A 22,295-nucleotide genomic window follows, 5' to 3' on the forward strand; every position below is an offset into this window, starting at 1 on the left:
GTCAACCAACTACCGCGGACTTCAGTACCTTCTCAGCCACATCGAAAACCTCGTCTTCGATCTGCAGTTCCACAGCGGCCACGTTCTCCGCCAGCTGTCCGGTGTTGGATGCCCCGACGATGGCGGTCGTGAGTCCTGGCTGCCGAATGCACCACGCGAGTGCCAGTTGCGCCGCCGTGATGCCGGTACTTTCCGCAAGATCGCGAAACCTCCCCACCGCGGGCAACACGTCCGGCCGCCGCAGGTACCTGTCGAGGAAGTGACCTGCTGAACCCTGGCCCCGCGTGCCAACTGGCGCATCGGACGCGTCGGAGTACTTTCCCGTCAGGACTCCCATGGCCAGCGGTGACCAGGCAATGACCCCCATGCCAAGCCGCCTGCAGGTCGGGAGGACCTCGGGCTCGATTCCACGCCACAGTAATGAGTACTGCGGCTGATCACTGATCGGAGGGCTCCATCCGTGTGCTTCGCAGAGCGCCATAGCCGCCTCGATCTGATCGGCAGCCCATTCGGACACGCCCCAGTAGTGGATTTTTCCAACACGGATAAGGTCATCCATAGTGCGTATCGTTTCGTCGAGCGGAGTGTCGGGGTCGAAGCGGTGGCACTGATACAGATCGACATAGTCCATATTCAGCCGTCGCAGTGACGCGTCCAGCTGAGCCGTTACGTGCTTCCGTGACAGCCCGCGGTCGAGCGGGCCGTCGCCAACAGGTAGGCAGACCTTACTCGCCACGACCAGCCGCTCACGCGGCATTCGGTCCAGCGCACGGCCCAAGGCCCTTTCCGCCTCGCCCCCCTGATACTCGTTCGCCGTGTCGAAAAAGTTGATGCCGTGCTCGTAGGCCTGCTCGATACAGCGTCGTGACGTCTCGTCAGCTGCACTTCCCCCGTAGGTCAACCAGCTCCCGAGGCCGACGGCCGAAAGTTTGACACCCCAGCGTCCTAGTTTTCGGTACAGCATTTCTCTCCAATACGGTCACACGATGACGCGTTCAAGTGCAGCGACCACCACGCCTTGGTGATCCTCTGTCAGGTCGACGGAGCTCGGTAGCGATATACCGTGTGCGTAGATCTCCTCGCTGACGTCTCCACCGAGCCGAGGTGTGCGCGCATACGGCGGCTGTGTATGCAAGGGCGGCCAAAGCCGTCGCGTCTCGACGCCGGACGAGGCCATGCCGCGGACTACCTCGTCCAGTTCCTTGCACCCGGCCGGCAACAGCACCGAGTAGAGCCAGTAGGTTGGGGCGGCCCAGTTCGCGCGCGGCGCCATCGACATTGCGAGTCCGCCCAGCATCTTCTCGTAATGCCGGGCAATCTCCCACTTCGAGCGGACAATGGCGTCCAGCCGTTCCAGTTGAGCGAGGCCGAGTGCGGCGTGCAGGTTCGTCAACCGGTAGTTGTACCCGATGGTGTCATGTTCGTACCCGCCGGACGGCGATTTTGCCTGGTTGATCAAGTGACGTGCCCGCTCGGCGAAGAACTCGTCGTCGGTGACGATCATCCCACCGCTGCCTGAGGTGACTATCTTGTTGCCGTTGAAGGAGAAACAGCCCGCTGTCCCCGTCGAGCCGACGTCGATGCGATCTCCCGCCTTGCTCGTCCATTTGGCGCCAAGGGCCTCGGCCGCATCTTCTACCAGCTTGATGCCGAATCTGTCGCGGAGCTCGATCAGCGGCTCCATGAAGGCTGGATGCCCCAGCACATGTACCACTTCGACGATATCCGGAATACGACGCCCGAGCCGCGCGTTCTCCACGACATGGTCGAACAGCAGTTCGCTGTTCATGTTCCAGGTTTGTGGCTCGCTGTCCACGAGCAGCAGGTCTGCACCGGTGTAACTGACGGCATTGGCCGACGCGATGAACGTGAAGTCGGACACCGCTACCAACCGCCCTGGCTCCGCGCCGGCGAGACGCAACGAGACGTGGAGAGCTGCAGTGCCACTCGAGCAGCCAACCGCGTGGCGACTTCCGGTCATTCCAGCCAGTTGGTCTTCGAAACGCTTTGTGAATGAACCGACGGAGGACACATAGCCGCTCGCCAGGCATTCGCCGACGTACGTATGCTCCTTGCCAAGCAAGCGCGGCTCGATGAGTGGTATCACAACTGGTATCCCGTTACGCCGTCAGTGCGGGCCGACGACGCCAACCACCGAACAGTCTTGCCGAGCCCGTCCAGGAGGCTCACCGACGTGTCCCAGCCGAGCAAGGCTCGCGCTCTACTCGGATCTGACTGCAGAATCTGTATCTCGCTCGCCTCCGGGCGGACCCGGCGATCGTCGGTGACAGCCCGCGCCTTCGCATCCACGGCGGAACAGCACAGGTCGAAAATCTCCGCGACCGACACAGACACGCCGGTTCCGAGCTGGACCACAGAACCCGGTTCGAGGTCGGCCGCCGCCATCAAAGCGAAACCACGGACGGTGTCCTGGACGAACGTCAGATCACGGCGAGGCGACAAGCTGCCAAGGTGAACCTCTTCCACACCGGACATGAGCTGACTCAGGATCGTTGGGATGACCGCGCGGCGCGACTGCCTTGGCCCGTACGTATTGAATGGCCGCAGGGTTACCACGGGCGTATCGAAGGAGCAGGCGTAGGCGCCACACATCTGATCGGCGCCGATCTTCGACGCCGCATACGGTGACTGGCCATTCAGTTTGTGAGTCTCCCGTATCGGCACCGAATCCGGTGTGCCGTACACCTCGCTGGTCGAGGTCTGCACCATGCGGACGGTACCGGCATCCCGCACCGCCTCGAGGACGTTGAGCGTTCCAAACACATTCGTCTCTAGGTAGGACTGAGGGGCGTGGTAGCTGTACGGGATACCGATCAGGGCTGCCAGGTGGAGGACGATGTCCACGTCGGCCACCGCGTCGCGGACCAGGCGCGCGTCTCGCACGTCACCCAGGAGCAACTCCAGGTTTCTCGGGCAGTCCCCAGCAAGCGCGTCGAGAAAACCGTACGACCCGGCCGAGTTGTAGTAGCAGAGTCCCCGTACCTGCACACCGTCGCCGACCAGTCGCTCGACGAGGTGGCTCCCGATGAAGCCGTCGGCGCCTGTCACCAGCACGCGAGTTCCCACAAGATCGGACACCACGTTCGCCTTTCGTTTGGCTGATCAACCGGTCCGACTTGCCCCGCCCGTCGCCCAACTGACTTCATTCCTTGCGCCTCGACGAGGCTTCCCCGGCGGACTATGGCCTACCGGTCGATGTCAAGCACCAAGGATCGCGGACTAGCGAGCCTGTCGCAGCACCGCCGCCCATCCCGGTCGCTACGTCATTGCTGCCCCCTTGCCTGGGCGAGTTCGCTGGGGCGCCCGATGTCCTGCCACGCTTCGCGCATCGGCCAGACGCCGACGGGCCAGCCACAGTCGAGACAGTCGTCGAACAGCGCCGTGATGGGGAAGAGTTCGCCGGCCGGCACCCGGCTGAGGAGCTTGGGGTCGAGCACGTAGACGCCGGCGTTCACGCCCCACGACGGGGTCGGCTTCTCGACCATCCGCACCAGGTGGTCACCTTCGGTCTCCAGGACGCCGAACGGAATCTGGTGCTGGTACTCGCTCACCGCGATCGTCGCGACGACGTCCCGGTTGACGTGCGCGTCGAGCAGGTCGCCGACGGCGAACTCGGTCACCAGGTCGCCGTTCATCACCAGAATCGGATGCGACGGTTCATTTCCGCTTTCCACGAGCAGCCGCAGAGACCCGCCGGTACCCAGCGGGCAGTCCAGTTCCTCACGAAGATAGCCGATTTCGCAGCCGAATTGCGAACCGTCGCCGAAGTGCTCCTCGATCATGCTTCCGAGGTAGTTCACGGACAGGAATATGCGCTCGATTCCTGAGCCCACCAGATGCAGCACGAGGCGTTCGAGTATAGGCCGGCCCGCGACGGGCAACATGGGTTTGGGCACATTCTTCGTCAATGGCGCGAGGCGCGTTCCTTTCCCGCCGGCCATCACCACGGCCCAGTTTTCGCGGCGCGGCACGCCGACGCACTCCCGCTCCGCGTGCACTCCCACGAGGCTTCCCTGCTCGTCGACGATCGGCACCACTGCCAGCCCGAGCACCCGCATGAGGTCCAGCACCTCGGCGCGCCCCTCCGACGGCTTGGCCGTGACCTGCGGTCTTCGCGACAGCGGATAGGCCGGTGCCCCCAGACCGGCACCCTCCAGCAACGCACGGCGGACGTCGGCCTCGTCGATCGCGCCGACGAGTCTTCCTTCACCGTCAACGACGTAGGCGACCCCGAGGCCCTGCCGGTCGATCGCGGAGAGAGCGGATCGAATCGAGGATCCCCTTCCGATCAGGAGGTCAGTGAAAGTCATTCCCTCCTCCTTTTTCTTGCGCAACCTCGGTTGGCGCGACTGTGTCGTTCAATACTTACCAGTGATCGTTAACCGGACCAGGGGACGAGTTTTGGCCGACTATTTATGAAACACATATTCTGGATCTTCCCGTGCGCAGGGGTTCGTGAAGTCGACGTACGCCGTGCGCGAATCGGACTGACCCGGCCACGAAAAGAGCCTAGTGTCGAAATCAACCAGAGGAAGGTGGGCCACGATCATGGAAATAGTTTCCGACGAACCGATCTCCCAGCTCATCCGGTCCGCACGAAAGCAGTGCCGGCTCAGCCAGTACACACTCGCGCGCGAGCTCGCCACCGTGTCCGGCAGGCCCACCGTCACCCGGGACCTGGTCGCCCGCTGGGAACGCGGGCATCAGATCCCCCGGCGCGGTTCCCGGCAATGGCTGGCGGTGGTACTGCGGGTACCTGTCGAACGCCTCGACGCGGCAGCGGCCGCGTCACGCCGCCGCACGCGTCTCGGTCACGCCGTCGTGACCAGCAACGCCCCGGTCAAGCCCGGACCGGCACGCCGCGCCCAGGGCGCACCCGCACTGCTACCGGTGTTCCGCTCCCGCGTGCAGGCCGGGATCCTCGCCGCGGCCCTGCTCAACCCGCACCGATCGTTCAGCCTCTCCGAACTCTCCGAGCACGCGGGCGGCTCGCTGGCCTCGGTGGACAAGGAGAGCAGACTGCTCGAGGTCGCCGGCCTCCTGACCAGCCGCGTCGACGGCACCATCCGGCTGATGCGGGCCGCCGAGAGCGGGCCCGCGATCGCGCCGCTCACGGACCTGATCCGCTGTACCTACGGCGTGCCGCAGGTAATCGGCGAGGAGTTCGGCCGCGTTGCGGGAGTCGCCCGGATCGTCATCGGCGGAGCGTGGGCCGAGCGCTTCGCGGGGCTCGCGGGGCCCGCACCGGAGAGCATCGAGCTGCTCATCGGCATCGCGCCCGGCCAGGCGAGGGACCGCACGACACTCGGCACCGCCGCGCGGCGTGCGCAGACCCGGCTCAAGTGCCTCGTCCACTTCTCCATCGACACCGTCGACCATCCGATGGACCACCGGCAGATTCCCCACCAGCGCTCCGGCCGGCCCGTCGTGGAGGTGGCTCCCGCGCGGCCACGGCAGGTGCCCGCGGCCCGAACCCCGTGGTCCGACGGCCGCGAGGTCATCACCGAACTCGTCGACGCGGGAAGGATGAACCTGGTCGGCGGCCCGGCCGCGAACAGCGTTCCCTTCCTCGAACTGGCTTCCCAGCACATCGTCGCTGCGGAGCAGCTCACCAGCTCCGCGCCACAGTCCGCCTTCCTGCTGCTCTCGCACGCCGCCCAGCTGATCGCCTCGGCGCTGCTCGCGCATCAGGGCCTCCGGCCCGCCGCCGGGTCGGGCGACCACGTCGCGGGTCAGGCGGTCGCCGCTCAGTTCGGGCACCAGTTCTCCCAGGTCGACCTGCTCCGGCGCCGCTCCATCGAGCTCCACGACCCGGTCGGCCGCGACAGCCAGGCGACCGACGAGGAGGTGCGCACCTACCTCGCGACGGTGCGGACACTGCTGGCCGTCGCCCGCAACGTCACCGACAAGCTGGGCCTGTTCATCCCGCAGCAGTAGCTCCCAGCGGTGGCCGCCGCACTCAGCGGCCGCCACTGACATCGGTGAAGGACCCGGTCACGTAGGACGCCGCCGGGGACAGCAGCCAGACAATCGCCTCCGCCGTCTCCGCCGCCGTGCCCGGGCGCCGCATCGGCACGGTGGGCGCGATCCGCGCGGGCCGGCCGGGTTCACCACCGCTGGCGTGGATGTCCGTCTCGATCAGCCCCGGCCGGACCGCGTTGACCCGGATCCCGTCCTCGGCGGCCTCCTTCGCCAGCCCCACCGTCAGCGCGTCCACGGCCGCCTTCGACGCCGCGTAGTCGACGTACTCGCCGGGCGCACCGAGGACGGCGGCGCGCGAGGACACGTTCACGATGGCGCCGCCCTCCGTCATGCGGCGCACGGCCTCCCGCGCGCACAGGAACGCACCCACGACATTGACCGCGAGCAGCCGCCCGATCCGCGCGGCGTCGAGGTCCGCCACACGGGACTGCCTGGCGACGATCCCCGCATTGTTGACCAGGCCCCGCAACGGCCCCAGCCGGTCCTGCGCCTGGTCGAACAGCGCCAGCACGTCCTCCTCGACCGCCACGTCGGCGTGCACCGCCAGCGCTGCCGCGCCGGCAGTCCGGCAGTCCGCCACCACCTCAGCCGCGGCTTCGGCCTCCTGCCGGTAGCTCACGCACACGTCCCAGCCCCGGGTCGCGGCGAGCCGCGCCGTCGCCGCTCCGATACCCCTGCTGCCTCCGGTGATCACCACGAGTCCGCTCACGGCCCGAGTATGCCCGTACCGGAGGGCCATACGATGGAGCGATGCCGCCGGAGCTCCGTACCCAGGTCGCCGAGCAGCTGCGGCGGTTCACGCCGACGCCTGCGGCCGGCTCCGGCAAGCGCGCGGCGGTCACCGTCGCCCTGGTCGCCGACGGCGGCGAGGCCGGCATCTGGCTGACCCGGCGGGCCGCGATGCTGCGCGCACACGCGGGCCAGTTCGCGCTGCCCGGCGGCCGCGTCGACGAAGGGGAGGACGTGGAAGGCGCGGCGCTGCGCGAACTGCACGAGGAACTCGGGGTCCGCCTCGGTGAGCAGGACGTCCTCGGCAGGCTGGACGACTACGTGACCCGCTCCGGCTACGTCATCACACCGCTGGTCGTCTGGGCGGGCGCCGCGCCGCGAGTGCGGCCCAACCCGGCCGAGGTCGCACGCGTGCACTGGATTCCGCTGCGGGAGCTCGACGTGCCGGCCCGGTTCGTCCGGATTCCCGAGTCGGACCGGCCGGTGATCCAGCTGCCCCTCGTCGGGACGCTGGTCCACGCGCCGACCGCGGCGATCCTGCACCAGTTCCGCGAGGTCGCCCTGCACGGCAGGCACACTAGGGTCGCCCACCTGGAGCAACCCGTGTTCGCGTGGCGCTGAGCCGGTTTGCCAAGCGCGGACGCGGGTACGGCTGACGCATGCCGGTGGATGTCGTCGTCGCCGGGCAGATCGCCCGCGACCTGGTTCTCCGTGTCTTCGACGCACCGGACGCCGGTGGCAGCGCCGACGTGCGTTTCCGCCGGGAGATGCTCGGCGGCAAGGGCGCCAACCAGGCCGTCGCGCTCGCGCAGCTCGGCATGGACGTGACACTGCTCGGCGTCACCGGCGACGATCGGGTGGCGGGCGAGCTGCTGGAGCAGGCCGGCCTCGACGGGATCGACACGGCGAGCGCCGTCCGCCGCTCCGGCACCGAGACCGCGTTGATCGTGGACATCGTCGACGACCACGGAAAGTGGCGCTACCTCGAGCACATCCCCGAGAGCACCCTGCTCACGACGAGAGACGTGACGGCGTCCGGCACGGCCATCGCCGCGGCCAAGTCGGTCGTCGTGCAGCTCCAGCAGCCGGCCGACATGGCGCTCGCGGCCGCGCGGCTGGCTCGAGCCGCCGGTGCGCGCGTGGTGCTGGACGGCGCCATCGAAGATCCAGCCCACCGCGCGCCGCTGCTGGCCAACGCCGACGTCGTGCGGGCCGACGCGCGTGAGGCCGGGCAACTGGCCGGGCGCCCGGTGCGCACCGAGGACGAGGGGATACAGGCGGCCGGGGAACTGCTGAAGGAGGGGCCCTCCCTGGTCGTGCTCGAGGTCGCGGGAGCGGGCAACGTCTTCGTCCACCCCGGTGGCCGGGAGTTCCTGCCCCTCGTCGACACCGGCGTGGTCGACACCACGGGCGCAGGCGATGCCCTGGTCGCGGCGCTCACCGCGACCCTGACCCGCGACGGGCCCGTGCACGAGGCGGCCCGGCTCGCCGTCGCGGCCGCGGGCGCGACGGTCGGTCACGCCGGTGGCAGGCCGAACCTCACACCCGAAGCGGTGAACGCCCAGCTCGACCGGCTGCCCTAGACCGGCACCTCCAACTCGGCAGTGTAGCCGGACTCCGCGTCACCCGTGACCGTGGCGAGCTGGGCCTCCCAGCCGTCGCCGAACACGTTGTCCGCCTCCAGCGAGATCCCCGCCAGGTTGCGCACGCTCTGGCCGTAGCCGTCGGTCGCGTAGACGGCCGCACACACGTCCTCGGGCAGCGCGAGCTGCGAGGTCTTGACCGGCTCACCTGCCGCCGTCGCCTCGGCGAGGCTCGCGTACACCTCGAAATGGACATGCGGCCAGCGCCCGGCGTACGCGCCGGGAAAGACACTGACGAAGCTGACCCTGCCCTGCTCGTCGGTCTCCTGCACACCGCGCAGGTAGTTCTCGTCGCCGACACTGCGCGAGTACATCGAGTACTCCCCGTCCCGGTCGCAGTGCCACAGGTAGACGGCAGCACCGGGCAGCGGTCCGCAGCCGGACGCGGCATCGCGCACCGCGAGTGTGATCGTCAGTGGCACCCCTTGGGCGGCGCCCGACGCGGCACCGAAACTCGACCGGATGTCACTGCGGACGATCCCGCTTTCGGTGAGCACGTTCGGCCCGTTGGAACCGTCGCCGGGAAAGGGGCCCGCGGTCTCGTCGGGGATCTCGGCACACCCCGCGGCGGTCTCCGCGGTGGTCGCGCTCACCGGCGCACCGGTGGAGCCGCTCGTGCAGCCGGCCAGAGCGGCGAGGCCGGCCCCACCGAACAACAGCAGAGCCCGCCGCCTGCCGAGGGTGGCGAGATCGAAGGCGAGGCCCCGGTCGTGACCGTGGTGTTCGTGCGTCATGGGAAGAGCTTCGCCCACCTGCCTGTGTGACACCCGTGGGCACGCTGTGGAACCCCGCGGGGCGCGCTGCCGGATCCATGGAGTCCGTGCCAGGCTTGACACATGACAACGGATCGCAACGTACTCGGAGAACAGCTTGAGGCGTGCGGCACCGACCCAGTGACCGGTTTCTACCGCGACGGATGCTGCAACACCGGACCGGAGGACCTCGGTAACCACACCGTGTGCGCCGTCGTCTCCGCGGAGTTTCTCGCGCACCAGCAGGCGGCCGGGAACGATCTCGTGACCGCGCGGCCGGAGTACGGCTTCGCCGGACTGAACCCGGGAGACCGCTGGTGCGTGTGCGCCGCGCGGTGGCTCGAGGCGTACGAGGCGGGCGCCGCGCCCCCCGTGGTGCTCGCCGCCACCCACATCCAGGCGCTCGACGTGGTGCCACTCGACGCCCTCAGGAAACATGCCGTCGACGTGCCGGCGGATCCCAGCGGGCTTGTCTGAGCCCGCCGGCCCCGGCTCCCGGCACGGAACGGCGGAACCCGGGCTGCCGCGCGGGCTCGTGCTCGGCATGGCCGCGCTGGTCGTGGTGGTCGCCGGAATCCGCGCCCTCGCCGACCTGCTCGCCCCCGTTCCTCGCGCTGATCCTGACCGTCGCGGTCAGCCCTCAGTGGACGGTTGCCCGGTGACCGCGGCCACGGCCAGCTCCCTGGCCGGCTCGCCCACCTCCGGCACGGTGAAGTTCCGCGCGCGGATGTGCGTGAGCAGGTCCGGGTCGGGCGCGACCTCGTGCTCGCGCAGGTAGTAGGCGACCGCACCGGGCCAGACCCAGGTGCCGTCGGTACGGAAGTTCAGCGGCACCGACGGTGGCCGGCCGGGATCGAACACGTCGTCGTCGTAACTGCGCGCCGCGAGCACGACCGGCGCCGCCTCGAGGTAGCCGAGCACGCGATCGCGCTCCGCGGGAGCCAGCGGCGGGCGCTCGACCACCGGCCTGCCCGCCTCGTCGAGGCCGTCGTAGACCCGCGGCGTCCGAAGCCCGGGCTCAGGGCCGGCCGCCGGCAGACCGGCCCGCAGCCGGAACCAGTCCGGGATGTACTCGTCGGCACGCGGGAAGAACCGCAGCTCGTCCTGGAAGCCGACCGGCGGCGGGACACGGCGCCACCGGGGTTCGGCATCGATGCCGAACTCGGCCCTGGGTCCCTCCGCCGGGTCGAACACGAGGACGGCGCCGAGCCAGGTACCGCGGCCGGGCCGGTACATCCCGGACCGCAGGGTGCCGAGGAGTCGCACGGCGGGTTCGGGCGGCCGCGCCGGACGCGGCACTCCGTCGGGACCGGTGATGACCGCGTCGACCTCGATGTGCCTGCCGACGGCACGGTACTCGGCACGCAGCTGCCGCCAGCCGCGTGGCGCGGCGGTGGCGAACGCGTAGCCGATCTGCTGCACGAGCTGTTGCTGCTGCTCGGCAGTCAGCGGCACCGGTGGCCGGCTCATGACCCGTCCTCTCGTGCTCAGTTGGCCGCAGGCGGTGCAGTGGCGAGCCTGTCCCGGAACCAGGCGGGCATGTTCTCCTCGTCGCGCGGGAAACGTTCCTGGTCCAGCCGGAAGTGCTCCGGGTCCGGCGCCGACCGGAAGCCGGGCTCGTCGTCCCAGTTGTACCTGACCGAGTAGGTGGCCGGCGGATCGACGATCAGCTCCAGCGAGTACCAGGTGCCGCGACCCTCGACGTACATGCCCGACCGAAGGCTGGAGAACAGCCGCGCCGACTCCTTCGGTGGGCTCCAGCGCCGCGTCGAGCCATCGGCCATGCGCACACCCGCCGCGACGTTGACGTGCCTGCCGACGACGAGATAGTCCATCACCAGCCGCCGCCAGCCTTCGGGAAGGTGATCGACGAGCAGCGTGGTGATCTCCCCGAGCAGCTCGTTCTGCTCGGGCGGGGTCATCGGCGTGCCCGTGGTCATCGTGTCTGATCCTCCTGAGTTCGGTGCGGGGCGCTCAGTACCCGCCGAACACTAGTACCGCCCACGGTCTCACCCGGGCGCGCCGGGCACGGGCCGCTCACCGCGCGCCGCCTCGTCGAGCCTCGCCCGCAGCCACGCCGGAACGTGCTCGTCGGCCCGGGGAAAGATCTCTAGGTCGCGGGCGAACAGCGACGGCGGCACCTCCGGCCACCATTGCGGGTCCCCGTCGTAGTCGAAGTCCGCCTCGGGCGGCTCGCCGGAACGCAGCTCGAACCTCGCGGAGAACCAGGTTCCCCTCCCCGGCCGGTACATCCGGGCCCGAAGCTCGGCCAGCGTCCCCGTCAGCGGTGGCAGCTCCAGCACGGGCGAGCTGCCGTCGGCCATCGCCACGGTGGCTTCGAGCTGGTAGGTGACCACGCTGCCCCACACCCTGAGCCGGACCCGCCGCCAGCCGCGTGGCGCGGCCGCCGCGAGCGCGTCGCACACGTCCTGTGTCAGCTGCTCAGGACTCGCCATATCGCCTCACCGGTACTCCGAAATCGACGTTCTCCGGAACGTTGGTGAAGACCCGCTCGAAGACCCTCGTGACCTGCTGCCCGGTCTCGGAGTCCACCTCGGTGATGCGCCACCGCATCGTCACCTCTTCCGGGATGCCGTCCGCCTCGCGGCGGGGTGCAGCCGCCTGCAGCAGTTCGACCTCGCGCTCGGGCGGGGAGTGATAGGCCTTGAGCTCTTCCTCCTGCGCGCGCCAGGTCTCCTCCCTGCTCCAGCCGTCGCGTTCGTGACCGCTGTTGGACGACGCCATCTGCGGGTGCATGTTGCCGTAACCGGGCGGGCCGCCGGACTCGTTGGCGGCGAAGTGGCCGCCCGCCCACTTGACCTCGCCGTGCTCGGGGTCGTTCCGGTACGCCGCCTGCCCCTCGTGGCCCGCCCGGCCCTGCCCGCTGAACTTGCCGCCGTCGTCCCGGTAGTCGTCGTCCTTGGCCCGGTACTCGGGCCGGCCCGTCATCGCTTCGGTCTGGCCCCGGTCGTCGGTGTGGAAGTCCCACTTCTTCGTCGGGTCGTTGAAGTTGTCGACCCGGTACTTCACATCGGGCAGGAGCGGGTAGTTGAAGTCCGGGTTGGCCGGGGCCTTGCCGCCGCTGTCCAGCCGCCCCGTGCCCGGGGACAGCTCCGCCCACCTGATTTTGCCGTGCTCGTCGGTGAAGAAGCGCGTCTCCGAGGCGATCTCCCCGTTCTTCGCCTTGTTGGTGACGTGGTACTCGGTGTTCGGGGCCAGCCGGGTGTGGTCCGGCGGCAGGGTGTGCCCCTCGAGGACCTTGGGGACCGTGCGCACCTCGCCCGGCTCGGGTAGCTCGCCGGGTTCCGTGCGGTCCCTGCCACGGGGGCCGGACTCGATCTCCTGCGGCGAGTCCGGTGGGCGGTTGTACGGATTGTCGGGCGGCCCGGCATCCGGCCGGTCGTGTCCCGGCCGGTCGTAGTCCACCAGCCGCTCGCCGAACCTGGAGTCGTCCGAGTCGACCTCGAACTCCTCCCAGTCGTCGGCAGCCGGGTCGTCGCCACGCGCGCGTGCGTCGTCCGGGTCGAGGTCGTGCTTGTCGGCATCGGCCGTGTCCGGGGTGAAGCCGTCGTCGGCTGCCCGGGAGCTCGCGCCGTCCGGCCGGTGCACGTCCCATTCGCCGTTCGGCGGGATCCTCGGCCGTACCTTGCCGTCCGGGCCGATCTCGTAGTCGGACGAGAAGACACGCCCGTTCGAGTCGGTCCATGCCGGCTTGTTCGGAGCCAGCACCTCGGTGTCGAGTTCCCGTGACAGCCGCTGGGCGAAGTCGTTGGAGCCCGCGTCGCAGCCGATCAGCCGCACCGGGCGGCCGTCGTAGTCGCCGTTGCGGCGCAGGATTTCGGCGAACTCCTCCGGGGTGTAGAGGCGATCACCGATGCGGGCGTGCCCGTCCGGCGTGACATGCACGTCCGCCGTGTAGCGGCCGTCCGGATCGGGCCGCACCCGCTGCGGCAGGTCGCCCATTTCCGGGTCGCCACGGTGGAACGAGCTGCCTGCCGGAGTGCTGTCCGCGTGACGCTGGTTGACCTCGTCCGGCGTCAGGCGTTCCGGTTCCGTCCGCGGACTCCCCGGATCGTTGGGGTCGGCCCGGTGGTCCGGGCCAGGACCGGGCTGCTCGCCACGATTCGGCGGCGCGCCACGGTCGGGACCGTCCGGACCGGCCCCGGGCCGCTGCCCCGGGGCGTGCGCAGGCGGACCGGGCTGCGCGGGAGCGCTCGGGCCGCCACGGGGAACGGCGTGCGGGGTGCCGCCGGACTGCCCGGCGGCACCGGGACGGCCGGGAGCCTCCGGCGTCCGCGGCGCGGGCGCCCCCGGACCGCCGGGGGTACCCGTCCAGCCTCCGCCACTGCCGGGACGGCCGCCCGAGGGTGCGGTGCCCGGCGCCTGACCACCGCCACCGGGGGGTCCGCCCGCCACCGGCTGTCCCTGCTGCGGCGACGTGCCGGCCGGGCCGCTCTCCGGGCCGCGCTGGGGAGGCAGCCCGGCCGGACCGGCGTCCCCCATGCGTGGCGGTGCCGCGGACGCCGATGGCGCGGCGGGCGAGGTCGCGCTCGCGGCCGTGCCGTCCGAGGCGCCACCGCCACGAGGGGCTGGTGTGTCCGCGCTCGGCGTGCCGGCGCTGTGCTGGCCGTCGTCCGGCGACGATGCTCCGGACCCGCCGTGCTCGCCGCCGCCGGTGTGGCCGGCGGCGGGCGAATCGGCCCGCGACGGCGCCGGAGAGCCCGGCGCGGACTGGCCACCGTCGCCGGCGCGCGGCGAGGATCCGTCGGGAGTGTTCGACGAGGAAGCACTCGACGATCCTCCACTGTGGCCGGCCGGGCCACCGGACGAACCGTTCGCACCGCCGTCCACACCTCGAGTGGATGGTGGTGTGTCCACACCGGACGTTCCGCCGTCGCCGCGAGCGGTGGTGGGAGTGGCCGGGCCGGGCATTCCGCCGTCCCCGCCGCGAGCTGTCGTCGAACTGTCCATACCAGACGTCGAACCGTCGCCACGGGTTGTCGACGGGCTGTCCACACCGGACGTATCGCTGTTTCCGCCACGGGTGGTCGTCGGCATGTCACCCCCAGACGTGCCGTCGTCACCACCGCGGGTGCCCGGCGAGCCGTCCGGATCGGACGTGCCTCCCCGGGTTACCGGTGGCGTGTCCGCGGCACCGGCGGCACTGCCGTTGCCGCTGCCGTTGCCGCTGCCGCCACGGGTGGTCGAGGGTGTGTCGGTGCCGTTCGCGCCGTTCGTGCCGCCGGAGACGTTCGTGGTGGAGCCGTCCGATCCGCCGGAGTCCGGACCATCGGAGCCGCCGGAGCCATCGGAACCACCGGAGCCACCGCCACCATCGGAGCCACCGGACCCTGACCCGCCGGAGCCGGACCCGCCGCCGGTCGTCGGGATGTCGGGGCCACCGCCCTGGAAGAAGCCGCCCGGCTTGATGTTCCTGGTGCTGATCACGTCGAGGCCGGTGAACTTGCCGGCGATCTTGCCGCACACCTTGATGATGCTGGCGAAGACATCGGCCAGCTTGCCGAGCAGCGGGGAGACCCTGCGGATGGTGTCGAGGAGCCGCTTGAGCAGATCGGCGATCTTGGTGGCCCACTTGGAGATCGCGGTGACCGCCTGCGCCACCACGACCGGCGTGCCGAAGCCGAGCGAGAAGACCGTCTCCAGCACCCAGGAGATCAGCTTGCCGACCAGGTCCGCGATCAGGTCCCGCACGGTCTCCCTGACGAAGGCGACGACCTCGCCCATGATCATCACCACGGTGCTGATCGCGCCGGAGACGGTGGCCGCCCCGCTGATCGCCTCTTCCTGCTCCTTGCAGGAGTCGCGGTAGGCGTCCGCGGCCTCACCGGTCCAGCCGGTCGTTCCGTTCTTCACCGCGTTGGCGAAGGTGACCTGGGTTTCCTCCAGTGACGTCGAGACGTTGGACCACGTCTCCGAGTACGACTGGATCACCGGCGGATCGCCCGCCACCGAGTCGAGCATGTCCTTCAGCGGCTGCACGTGCTCCATCAGGAACGAGGCGACCGAGGACATCAGCCAGCCGAACGGGTCGATCGCCGCGGCGGCGCCCTCCGCGGCGAGGCCGAGCACACCGAGGCCGCCCTCGACCCAGTTGCCCTCCGAGATGCCGTTGTAGGCGTCGATCGCCGACTCGGCGATGCCGATGCCGCCTGCCCAGCCGTGCTCGCCGTTGCCCCCGGTCAGGGCGCCTGGGCCGTCTCCGTCCTGCGGCGCGTCCGCGACGAGCGGGTTGCCGTCGGCCATCAGTCACCTGTCCGCAGTGTGGAGGTGATGTCGTCCTCGGTGCTCTGGTAGTGCTGCGCGGCCTTGCGGACCTTGCCGGCAGCGGACTCCATCGCCGACACCGCCTCGTTCAGCGCGTCGATGCCGTACTGCTCGACCGGGTCGAGCAGCATCCGGAACGGCTGGCACAGGATCCCGTAGGCATCCGTGGGCATGCTCACCTGCCGCGCCGCGTCGACGGCCTGGCGCAGCTGGTCGGTACAGCCGTCGAGCTGCCCCGCGTGCGCGTCCAGGTCGGTGCCGACCTCGAAACCGCCTTGTGCCATGTGGTCCCCCTTGCCGGCCGCAGAGATCAGGACAGGATGGAGCGTCCGCCGAAGTCGTCATCGTCGTCGTCCGGCGCGGCGCGCCTGCGCGGCCGTGCCTGCGGCGGCTGGGGAGGAGGCTGGGGCTGTTTCGGTGGCTCGCCCGGCCGGCCGGCCGGCGGCGGCTCCTCATCCTCGGGCCCGAAGCGCATCTCGCGCTGCGGCTCCGGGGGCGCAGGCTCGTCCTCCGGCGGGTCCGGGAACTGCCTCCTGGCGTCCTCGAAGACCTTGTTCGCCGTCTGGTCCTCGGTGCCGATGGTCTCCGCCATCGCCTGCTGCAGCAGTTCGGGAATGCGGGCCTGCGCGGCCTGCACGGTGCGCATGATCAGCGCCGACACCTCGGCCATGCGCCTGCCCTGCGCACTCTCCGCGATCACCAGGTTGGTCAGCAGCCCCTTCGAGCTGATGGTCACCTCGACCGCGCCGTCCCGGGAGCGTTCGGTGACCGAGAGGCCCTCCACCCTGGCGGCCATCGCCTGGTAGCGCTCAGCCTGTTCCTGGACACGCCGGGTCCAGTCATCCACCATGCGCTCGCTGGCGTCGACGTTGTCCGGCATCGCGCTCATTCCCCCCAGTTCTCGCTGACCTCAGCACAATGACGCCGCACGCCGGCCGTCGGTTCCGCCAGCGCGCAAGTTGGTCCGAACCGGCCACAGCATCCCATTCCCCCACCGTGCCCCGGTAGGGGTGGGTGGCGTCGTCAGTATCATGAAGTTATTGACAGCTTGACAATAGCGTTCCCGCGGCTCACCCTTGTCCGCATCGCCCGACGAGTGGAGTTCCCGATGAACGTGAACGTCCCCACGGCACGCAGTCTGTGCGCGGCCTTCCAGCAGACCGCCGCGCGGGCACCCGGCGCGGTGGCGCTGCGCACGCCCGGCGATCAGGTGACCGTGACCTGGGAGCAGTACGCGAAGCGGGTGCGCGGCATCGCGACGGGCCTTGCCGGCCTCGGCGTGCGCCCCGGCGACACGGTCGCGCTGATGCTCACCAACCGCCCGGAGTTCCACCTCGCCGACACCGGTGCCGTGCACGCGGGCGCGACGCCGTTCTCGATCTACAACACACTGGCCGCCGAGCAGGTCGGGTACGTGCTGCGCGACTCTGGTGCCCGGGTGGTGATCTGCGAGGAGCAGTTCCTGCCCAAGCTGCGCACCGCCGCGGCGGCAGGCACCGCGGTGGAGCGGCTGGTTTGCGTCGACGGCCCGGCCGAGGGCGCGCTGACTCTGGCGGAGCTGGAGGCCACGCCGGCTCCGGAGTTCGACTTCGAGCGGACCTGGCAGGCCGTGCGGCCCGACGACGTGCTCACCGTCATCTACACCTCCGGCACCACCGGCCCCCCGAAGGGCGTGGAGCTCACGCACGCCAACATGCTCGCCGAGATCGACGCGATGCTCGACCTGGCGACGATCACCGGCGACGACAGCGTGGTGTCTTACCTGCCGGACGCGCACGTCGCCAACCGCTGGGGCGCCCACTACCAGAACCTGGTGACCGGGCTGCAGATCACGACGGTGAGCGACCAGAAGCAGCTGATCGCGGCGCTGCCGGACACCCGGCCGACGTTCTTCGGCGCGGTACCCCAAGTCTGGTACAAGGTCAAGGCGACGATCGAGGCCGCGCTCGCCGCGGAGCCGAACGGCACCAAGCGACGGCTCGCCGCGTGGGCACTGGACGTGGGAACCAGGAAGGTCCGGCTGGAGTCGGCGGGCGAGCCGGTGCCCGCCGCGCTGCGCGCCCGCCACCGGCTCGCCGACACGCTCGTGCTCGGCAAGGTGCGCGCCAAGCTCGGCCTGGAGCGGGTCCGGTTCGCGGCGTCCGGCGCGGCGCCGATCGCCCCCGAGGCACTGGAGTGGGTGCTCGCCCTCGGGACCCCGGTCTACGAGGTGTGGGGCATGTCGGAGACCTCGGCGGTCGCGCTGGCCAACCGGCCCGGCGCGTTCCGAATCGGCACCGTGGGCAAGCCGCTGCGGGGCACGGAGATGCGGCTCGCCGACGACGGCGAGCTGCTGGTGCGCGGGCCGCTGGTGATGAAGGGCTATCGCAACCAGCCGGACAAGACCGCGGAGACCATCGACGCCGACGGCTGGCTGCACACCGGTGACGTCGCGACCGTCGACGCCGACGGGTTCGTGACGATCGTCGACCGGAAGAAGGAGCTCATCATCAACGCGTCGGGCAAGAACCTGTCCCCGGCGAACATCGAGAACACGATCAAGGTCTCCTGCCCGCTCGTCGGCGCCTCCGTGGCCATCGGCGACAACCGGCCCTACGTCGTGGCGCTGGTGACCCTGGACCCGGACGCCGCCGCGGCCTACGCGGCCGAGCACGGGCTGGCCGACACCTCGCCCGCCGCGCTCGCCGCCGACCCGGGACTGCGCGCCGCCGTGGAGTCCGGCATCAAGGCGGCGAACGAGAAGCTGGCGCGGGTGGAGCAGGTCAAGAAGTTCACGGTCCTGCCCGCGTTCTGGGAGCCGGGCGGCGCCGAGGTGACGCCGACGATGAAGCTGAAACGCAAGCCGATCGCGGAGAAGTACCGCGCCGAGATCGAGGCCCTCTACTTGTGAGTGCCTACGCGAGTTAGAACTCGCGTAGGCACTCACGAGTCAGCCGGGCTCCTCGTCGCGCGGCACCCGGGGATGCACCGCCACGACGATCCGGTGGTCGCGCCCGCCCGTCGCCGACTCGTCGTGGTACTTCGACATCAATGTGGTCAGCGTGCCGGCCAGCTCGTCGGCGAACGCGGCGCGGTCGGCCGCGGAGGCGAACCGGATCTCGCCGTCGAGGGCGAAGGTCGCCAGCCGCCTGCGGGCACGGCTGGCGCCGACGATCAGTTCACCGACGTCCCGGACCAGCCGCGCCGCGACCGCGAGCAGCCAGCGGGCCGAGAGCCGGTCGGGCGAGCGCTCCGGATCCGGCTGCACGGCACCGAGCACGTTCGGCGAGATGACGTAGGACAGAGCCGTGGCACGCAGGATGCGCTCGGTGACGTTGCCCTTGCGCCGCTCCTCCACCAGTTCCACCAGCCCGTACCGCTCCAGCGCCCGCAGGTGGTAGTTGACCTTCTGCCGGGGCAGGTCCACCCGCTGGGCGAGCGTCGTGGCCGACCCCGGTTCGGCGAGTTCGGTGAGCAACCGGGCCCTTATCGGGTCCAGCGAGACCTCGGCAGCCGCCGGGTCGTCGATCACCGTCACATCGTGCATGTCCTCACCGTCGCACCGACAACTTGCCTTGTCAAGAAATCGTTTGCTGTCGGCCGTCCGGCCCGGGCCGGCACACGTCGGTACCATGACCTCACATGATCGAGCGCGAGCTGAAGTTCGAACTGGACCTGGACCGGCCGGTTCCGCGGCTGGACGGCGTCGGCCCGGTGGCCCGCCAGGGCGACCCGGTGAAGTCGGCGCTGGAGGCCACCTACTTCGACACCGCGGACCACCGGCTGACCGAGGCGGGCATCACCGTGCGCCGCCGCACCGGCGGGCACGACGCGGGCTGGCACCTGAAGCTGCCCCGGCCGGACGGTCACCGGGAGGAGGTCCAGGAACCACTCGGACAGTCCACCGAGACGGTGCCGCAGGCGCTGCGCGAGCACGTACGCGACCGGATCGGCGACCGTGAGCTCACGCCGATCGCCCGGATCAGGAGCACCAGATACGCCTACCCCCTGCTCGACGCCGAGAACCGTCCCCTCGCGACATTGACGGACGACCACGTGACCGCCGAGGCGGACGAGGCGATCGGCATCGACACGTGGCGGGAGATCGAGGTGGAGCTCGAGGACACGACCGGCGACGACGTCCTGCACGTCCTGGCCGACGCGCTGGAGCACGCCGGGGTGCGGCCCGCTCCCTGGCCGTCGAAGCTGCGCCGCGCGCTGCGCCACCGGCTCGGTCCGGCTTCCGGCTGACGGACGAGGCCGTTGCCCCCCGGCCTCGCGCGGCGGCAGACTGTGCGCTCCGTACGCTGCCTGCCGTCGACGAGGAGTGGATCGCCATGGACGACAACCTCGCGACGTTGCTGGAAGTCGTCGCCGACGAGGCGGCGGAGCGGGTGGCGATCGTCCACGGGAGTACGCGCCGCAGCTGGCGCGAACTGGACACGCGGGCGAGCAGGCTCGCGGGGCGGTTCGCCGAGGACGGGCTCGGCAGGGGCGACCGGATCGCGATCGCGCTGTTCAACGGGCCCGAGTACGTCGAGACCGTGCTGGCACTGATGAAGCTGCGGGCGGTGCCGGTGAACGTCAACTACCGCTACCGCGAACGGGAACTGCTCGAACTGCTCACCGACGCCGGGGCCTCGGCACTGGTGTTCGACGCGGCCCTCGACGAGCGGGTGGCCGCGGTGACCGGGAGGCTGCCCGCACTGCGGACCCTGATCCGGCTCGGCGACACCGGCACCGCGGAGGCCGACGACTACGGCCGGGTCGTCCGGGAGGTCCCCGCCCTGCCGCGCATGGAGCGCTCCGGCAACGACGAGTGGCTGATGTTCACCGGCGGCACCACCGGGCGCCCCAAAGGGGTGCTGTCCCAGCATCGGTGGCTGCTCGGCGTCGTGGCGGCCAACGGCCTGCAGCCGCTCGGCATCGAGCTGCCCGATGATCTCGAAGGCCTGCGCTCGGCCGTCCGCAAGCTACTCGCCGAAGATCCGGACCGCGCCTCGCTCGTCGCGCCGCCGCTGATGCACGCGACAGGCGTCTACACCAGCTTCGGCGCGCTGCTTACCGGTGCCACGGTCGTGTACCTGCCTTCGCGTTCCTACGATCCGGACGAGCTGGCCCGCGAGGCGGAGCGGCACCACGTGCGCGAGATCTTCCTCGTCGGCGACGTGTTCGCCGTGCCGCTCGCCGACGCGCTCGACCGCGCGGCAGACCGGGGACGGCCGTACGGCCTGAGCAGCCTCACCAGGATCGTCAGCGTCGGCGTGCTGTGGAGCGCCGAGGTGAAGGCACGGCTGCTGCGGCACTTCGACGCCGCGCTGGAGGACGTGCTCGCCGCGTCCGAGGGCGGTCCGTTCGCGAAGTCGGTGACGACCCGTGGCGAGCGGTCGGTCACGGCGCGGTTCGAGCTGCTGCCGGACTGCCGGGTGATCGACGACGCGGGCCGCGATGTCACCCCCGGGTCGGGCGAGGTGGGCAGGCTCGCCGGGCCGGCCCCGGAGACGACCCGCTACCTGGACGATCCGGACCGGACGGCGCAGACATTCCGGACGGTCGGCGGGCGGCGGTACGTCGTCGCCGGTGACCTGGCGACCGTCGAGGCGGACGGGTCGCTGGTGCTGCTCGGGCGGGACAGCCGGGTCATCAACACCGGCGGGGAGAAGGTGTTCGCCGAGGAGGTCGAGCAGGTGATCGGCGAGCACCCCGCGGTCGCCGACGCCAACGTCGTCGGCGTGCCCGACCCGCGCTGGGGGCAGCGCATCGTCGCCGTGGTGGCCACCCGCCCGGGGAGAGCTGTGGACGGCGCGGAGATCATTGGGCACGTCGGTGCCACGCTCGCCGGGTACAAGCGCCCGCGCGAGGTGGTGTTCGTGCCGCAGATCCGGCGCCTCCCGAGCGGCAAGATGGACGTGCACTGGCTGCGCCGCGTCGCCACTGGTTCCGCAGGTCACCGGTCGTGAGTGCGTAACAGTGTTCTAACTCGCGTGCGCACTCACGAGAGGTGACCAGGCACAACACCGCGGCTGCATGGGATCAAGGGACGGGCTCTCAGAGCAGGACACAGCCTAGCCGGGCAGGAAGTCGGTCAGTGCCGCCGTGAGCCGGCCGGGCGCGTCCTCCTGGACCAGGTGCCCGGCGCCCTCGATGATCCGCAACCGGGCCCCGGGTATCAGCGCGGCGAGTCGCCGCCCCCGCTCCGCGGGGATCCAGGTGTCCTCGGCGCCCCAGCACACGAGCACCGGCAGTTCGAGCCGCGCGTAACGGTCCTCGATCTCATCCGTGTGACGCTGGTCGGCCTGGGCGATCTGCCGGTAGAACGCCGCCTGGCCGCGCTCGCCCAGCCAGGGTTCGGTGAGCCGGTCGAGCACCGCGGGATGCAGTCCGGGACCGCTCGCCGAACCGACGTACTCACGCACCAGCGCGCGGTGCAGGTGCGGCGGTAGCTGCTCGAAGACCGGGGAATGCTCGGCGACCAGCCGGAAGAACGGCGAGCCCCACGGCGCCAGCGCGACCGGGTCGGCCAGCGCGAGCGCGCGGTAGCGCGCACCGTGCAACAGGTGGGCGCGCAGCGACACCGCCCCGCCGACGTCGTGCGCCACCACGGCGGGCGAGTCCAGTCCCCACCGATCGAGCAGGGACGCGAAGATCTCCGCCTGCGCCCGCAGTGAGACGTCCTGCCCCTCGGCCATCTCGGACCGGCCGTAGCCGAGCATGTCCCAGGCGAAGACCTCGTGCCGCTCGGCCAGCGCCCGGCCCACGTCGCGCCACACCACCGACGAGAACGGCGTTCCGTGCAGCAGCACCACCGGCGGTCCCGCTCCCCAGCGCGCCCACCGGACGATGCCGCCCGCGGTCTCGTGTGTCTCCGGAAGTTCCCAGTCGCGCACCCCAGCACCCCGTTCAC

The 22,295-nt window shown here is 70.5% G+C and carries 21 protein-coding genes; 7 read left to right on the forward strand and 14 right to left on the reverse strand.

Annotation, left to right across the window (positions count from 1 at the left end; translation table 11 throughout):
• Position 1 precedes the first annotated feature (1 nt).
• The 4 genes from JAP66_RS19690 to JAP66_RS19705 form a co-directional block, all read right to left on the reverse strand.
• The gene (locus JAP66_RS19690) at positions 2–964 is read right to left on the reverse strand and encodes an aldo/keto reductase family protein (protein WP_268963268.1); all 963 of its coding nucleotides are present in this window, start codon (positions 962–964) and stop codon (positions 2–4) included.
• Positions 965–979: 15 nt separating this feature from the next.
• Positions 980–2,083 (reverse strand): DegT/DnrJ/EryC1/StrS family aminotransferase, encoded by a 1,104-nt coding sequence (locus JAP66_RS19695; RefSeq protein WP_210770409.1) that lies wholly within the window; start codon positions 2,081–2,083, stop codon positions 980–982.
• Between the two features lie 20 nt (positions 2,084–2,103).
• Positions 2,104–3,099: a GDP-mannose 4,6-dehydratase gene (locus JAP66_RS19700; RefSeq protein ID WP_307849631.1), complete on the reverse strand. Its 996-nt coding sequence runs from the start codon at positions 3,097–3,099 to the stop codon at positions 2,104–2,106.
• 185 nt (positions 3,100–3,284) lie between these two features.
• Positions 3,285–4,355 carry a nucleotidyltransferase family protein gene (locus JAP66_RS19705; protein ID WP_199433267.1) on the reverse strand — a complete coding sequence of 357 codons (1,071 nt, stop codon included), beginning with the start codon at positions 4,353–4,355 and terminating at the stop codon, positions 3,285–3,287.
• A gap of 214 nt (positions 4,356–4,569) precedes the next feature.
• On the opposite strand from JAP66_RS19705, the gene JAP66_RS19710 reads away from it, so the two are divergent.
• A complete protein-coding gene (locus JAP66_RS19710) occupies positions 4,570–5,958 on the forward strand; it encodes a helix-turn-helix domain-containing protein (RefSeq protein ID WP_199433268.1) in 1,389 nt (462 codons plus the stop codon).
• Positions 5,959–5,980: 22 nt separating this feature from the next.
• Here JAP66_RS19710 and JAP66_RS19715 read toward each other — a convergent pair whose 3' ends face one another.
• Positions 5,981–6,712, reverse strand: a complete 732-nt coding sequence (locus JAP66_RS19715; protein WP_307849632.1) for an SDR family oxidoreductase — start codon at positions 6,710–6,712, stop codon at positions 5,981–5,983.
• 41 nt (positions 6,713–6,753) lie between these two features.
• On the opposite strand from JAP66_RS19715, the gene JAP66_RS19720 reads away from it, so the two are divergent.
• Positions 6,754–7,353 carry an NUDIX hydrolase gene (locus JAP66_RS19720; protein ID WP_199433270.1) on the forward strand — a complete coding sequence of 200 codons (600 nt, stop codon included), beginning with the start codon at positions 6,754–6,756 and terminating at the stop codon, positions 7,351–7,353.
• A gap of 38 nt (positions 7,354–7,391) precedes the next feature.
• On the forward strand, positions 7,392–8,315 hold the full coding sequence (locus JAP66_RS19725; RefSeq protein ID WP_199433271.1) for a PfkB family carbohydrate kinase: 924 nt from the start codon (positions 7,392–7,394) through the stop codon (positions 8,313–8,315).
• Here JAP66_RS19725 and JAP66_RS19730 read toward each other — a convergent pair.
• Complete coding sequence (locus tag JAP66_RS19730) at positions 8,312–9,109, reverse strand: intradiol ring-cleavage dioxygenase (RefSeq protein ID WP_199433272.1); 798 nt, start codon at positions 9,107–9,109, stop codon at positions 8,312–8,314. The genes JAP66_RS19725 and JAP66_RS19730 overlap by 4 nt on opposite strands.
• A 102-nt stretch (positions 9,110–9,211) precedes the next feature.
• Between JAP66_RS19730 and JAP66_RS19735 the strand changes: the two genes are divergently transcribed.
• Entirely contained in the window at positions 9,212–9,604 is a 393-nt protein-coding gene (locus JAP66_RS19735; protein ID WP_199433273.1) for a DUF2237 family protein, read from the forward strand.
• A gap of 156 nt (positions 9,605–9,760) precedes the next feature.
• On the opposite strand, the gene JAP66_RS19740 is transcribed toward JAP66_RS19735, so the two are convergent.
• The 6 genes from JAP66_RS19740 to JAP66_RS19765 all read right to left on the reverse strand — a co-directional run bounded on the left by JAP66_RS19740 (position 9,761) and on the right by JAP66_RS19765 (position 16,292).
• A complete protein-coding gene (locus JAP66_RS19740; protein WP_199433274.1) occupies positions 9,761–10,597 on the reverse strand; it encodes a ferredoxin in 837 nt (278 codons plus the stop codon).
• Between the two features lie 17 nt (positions 10,598–10,614).
• Positions 10,615–11,067 carry a hypothetical protein gene (locus JAP66_RS19745; RefSeq protein WP_199433275.1) on the reverse strand — a complete coding sequence of 151 codons (453 nt, stop codon included), beginning with the start codon at positions 11,065–11,067 and terminating at the stop codon, positions 10,615–10,617.
• 69 nt (positions 11,068–11,136) lie between these two features.
• Positions 11,137–11,583, reverse strand: a complete 447-nt coding sequence (locus JAP66_RS19750; protein WP_199433276.1) for a hypothetical protein — start codon at positions 11,581–11,583, stop codon at positions 11,137–11,139.
• Positions 11,570–15,391: a DUF8616 domain-containing protein gene (locus JAP66_RS19755; protein ID WP_199433277.1), complete on the reverse strand. Its 3,822-nt coding sequence runs from the start codon at positions 15,389–15,391 to the stop codon at positions 11,570–11,572. The genes JAP66_RS19750 and JAP66_RS19755 overlap by 14 nt, the downstream gene beginning before the upstream one ends.
• Positions 15,391–15,696: a type VII secretion target gene (locus JAP66_RS19760; RefSeq protein ID WP_199433278.1), complete on the reverse strand. Its 306-nt coding sequence runs from the start codon at positions 15,694–15,696 to the stop codon at positions 15,391–15,393. The genes JAP66_RS19755 and JAP66_RS19760 overlap by 1 nt, the downstream gene beginning before the upstream one ends.
• Positions 15,697–15,722: 26 nt before the next feature.
• A complete protein-coding gene (locus JAP66_RS19765) occupies positions 15,723–16,292 on the reverse strand; it encodes a YbaB/EbfC family nucleoid-associated protein (RefSeq protein WP_199433405.1) in 570 nt (189 codons plus the stop codon).
• 228 nt (positions 16,293–16,520) lie between these two features.
• Between JAP66_RS19765 and JAP66_RS19770 the strand changes: the two genes are divergently transcribed.
• The gene (locus tag JAP66_RS19770; RefSeq protein WP_199433279.1) at positions 16,521–18,302 is read left to right on the forward strand and encodes an AMP-dependent synthetase/ligase; all 1,782 of its coding nucleotides are present in this window, start codon (positions 16,521–16,523) and stop codon (positions 18,300–18,302) included.
• Between the two features lie 39 nt (positions 18,303–18,341).
• Here JAP66_RS19770 and JAP66_RS19775 read toward each other — a convergent pair whose 3' ends face one another.
• Entirely contained in the window at positions 18,342–18,938 is a 597-nt protein-coding gene (locus JAP66_RS19775) for an ArsR/SmtB family transcription factor (protein WP_199433280.1), read from the reverse strand.
• 95 nt (positions 18,939–19,033) lie between these two features.
• Between JAP66_RS19775 and JAP66_RS19780 the strand changes: the two genes are divergently transcribed.
• On the forward strand, positions 19,034–19,642 hold the full coding sequence (locus JAP66_RS19780; protein ID WP_199433281.1) for a CYTH domain-containing protein: 609 nt from the start codon (positions 19,034–19,036) through the stop codon (positions 19,640–19,642).
• An 86-nt stretch (positions 19,643–19,728) separates the two neighbouring features.
• Complete coding sequence (locus JAP66_RS19785; protein ID WP_199433282.1) at positions 19,729–21,351, forward strand: AMP-binding protein; 1,623 nt, start codon at positions 19,729–19,731, stop codon at positions 21,349–21,351.
• A 105-nt stretch (positions 21,352–21,456) separates the two neighbouring features.
• Here JAP66_RS19785 and JAP66_RS19790 read toward each other — a convergent pair whose 3' ends face one another.
• Positions 21,457–22,278 (reverse strand): alpha/beta fold hydrolase, encoded by an 822-nt coding sequence (locus JAP66_RS19790; protein ID WP_199433283.1) that lies wholly within the window; start codon positions 22,276–22,278, stop codon positions 21,457–21,459.
• Positions 22,279–22,295: the final 17 nt, after the last annotated feature.

This window comes from Qaidamihabitans albus, assembly GCF_016464705.1.
Lineage (GTDB): Bacteria > Actinomycetota > Actinomycetes > Mycobacteriales > Pseudonocardiaceae > Qaidamihabitans > Qaidamihabitans albus.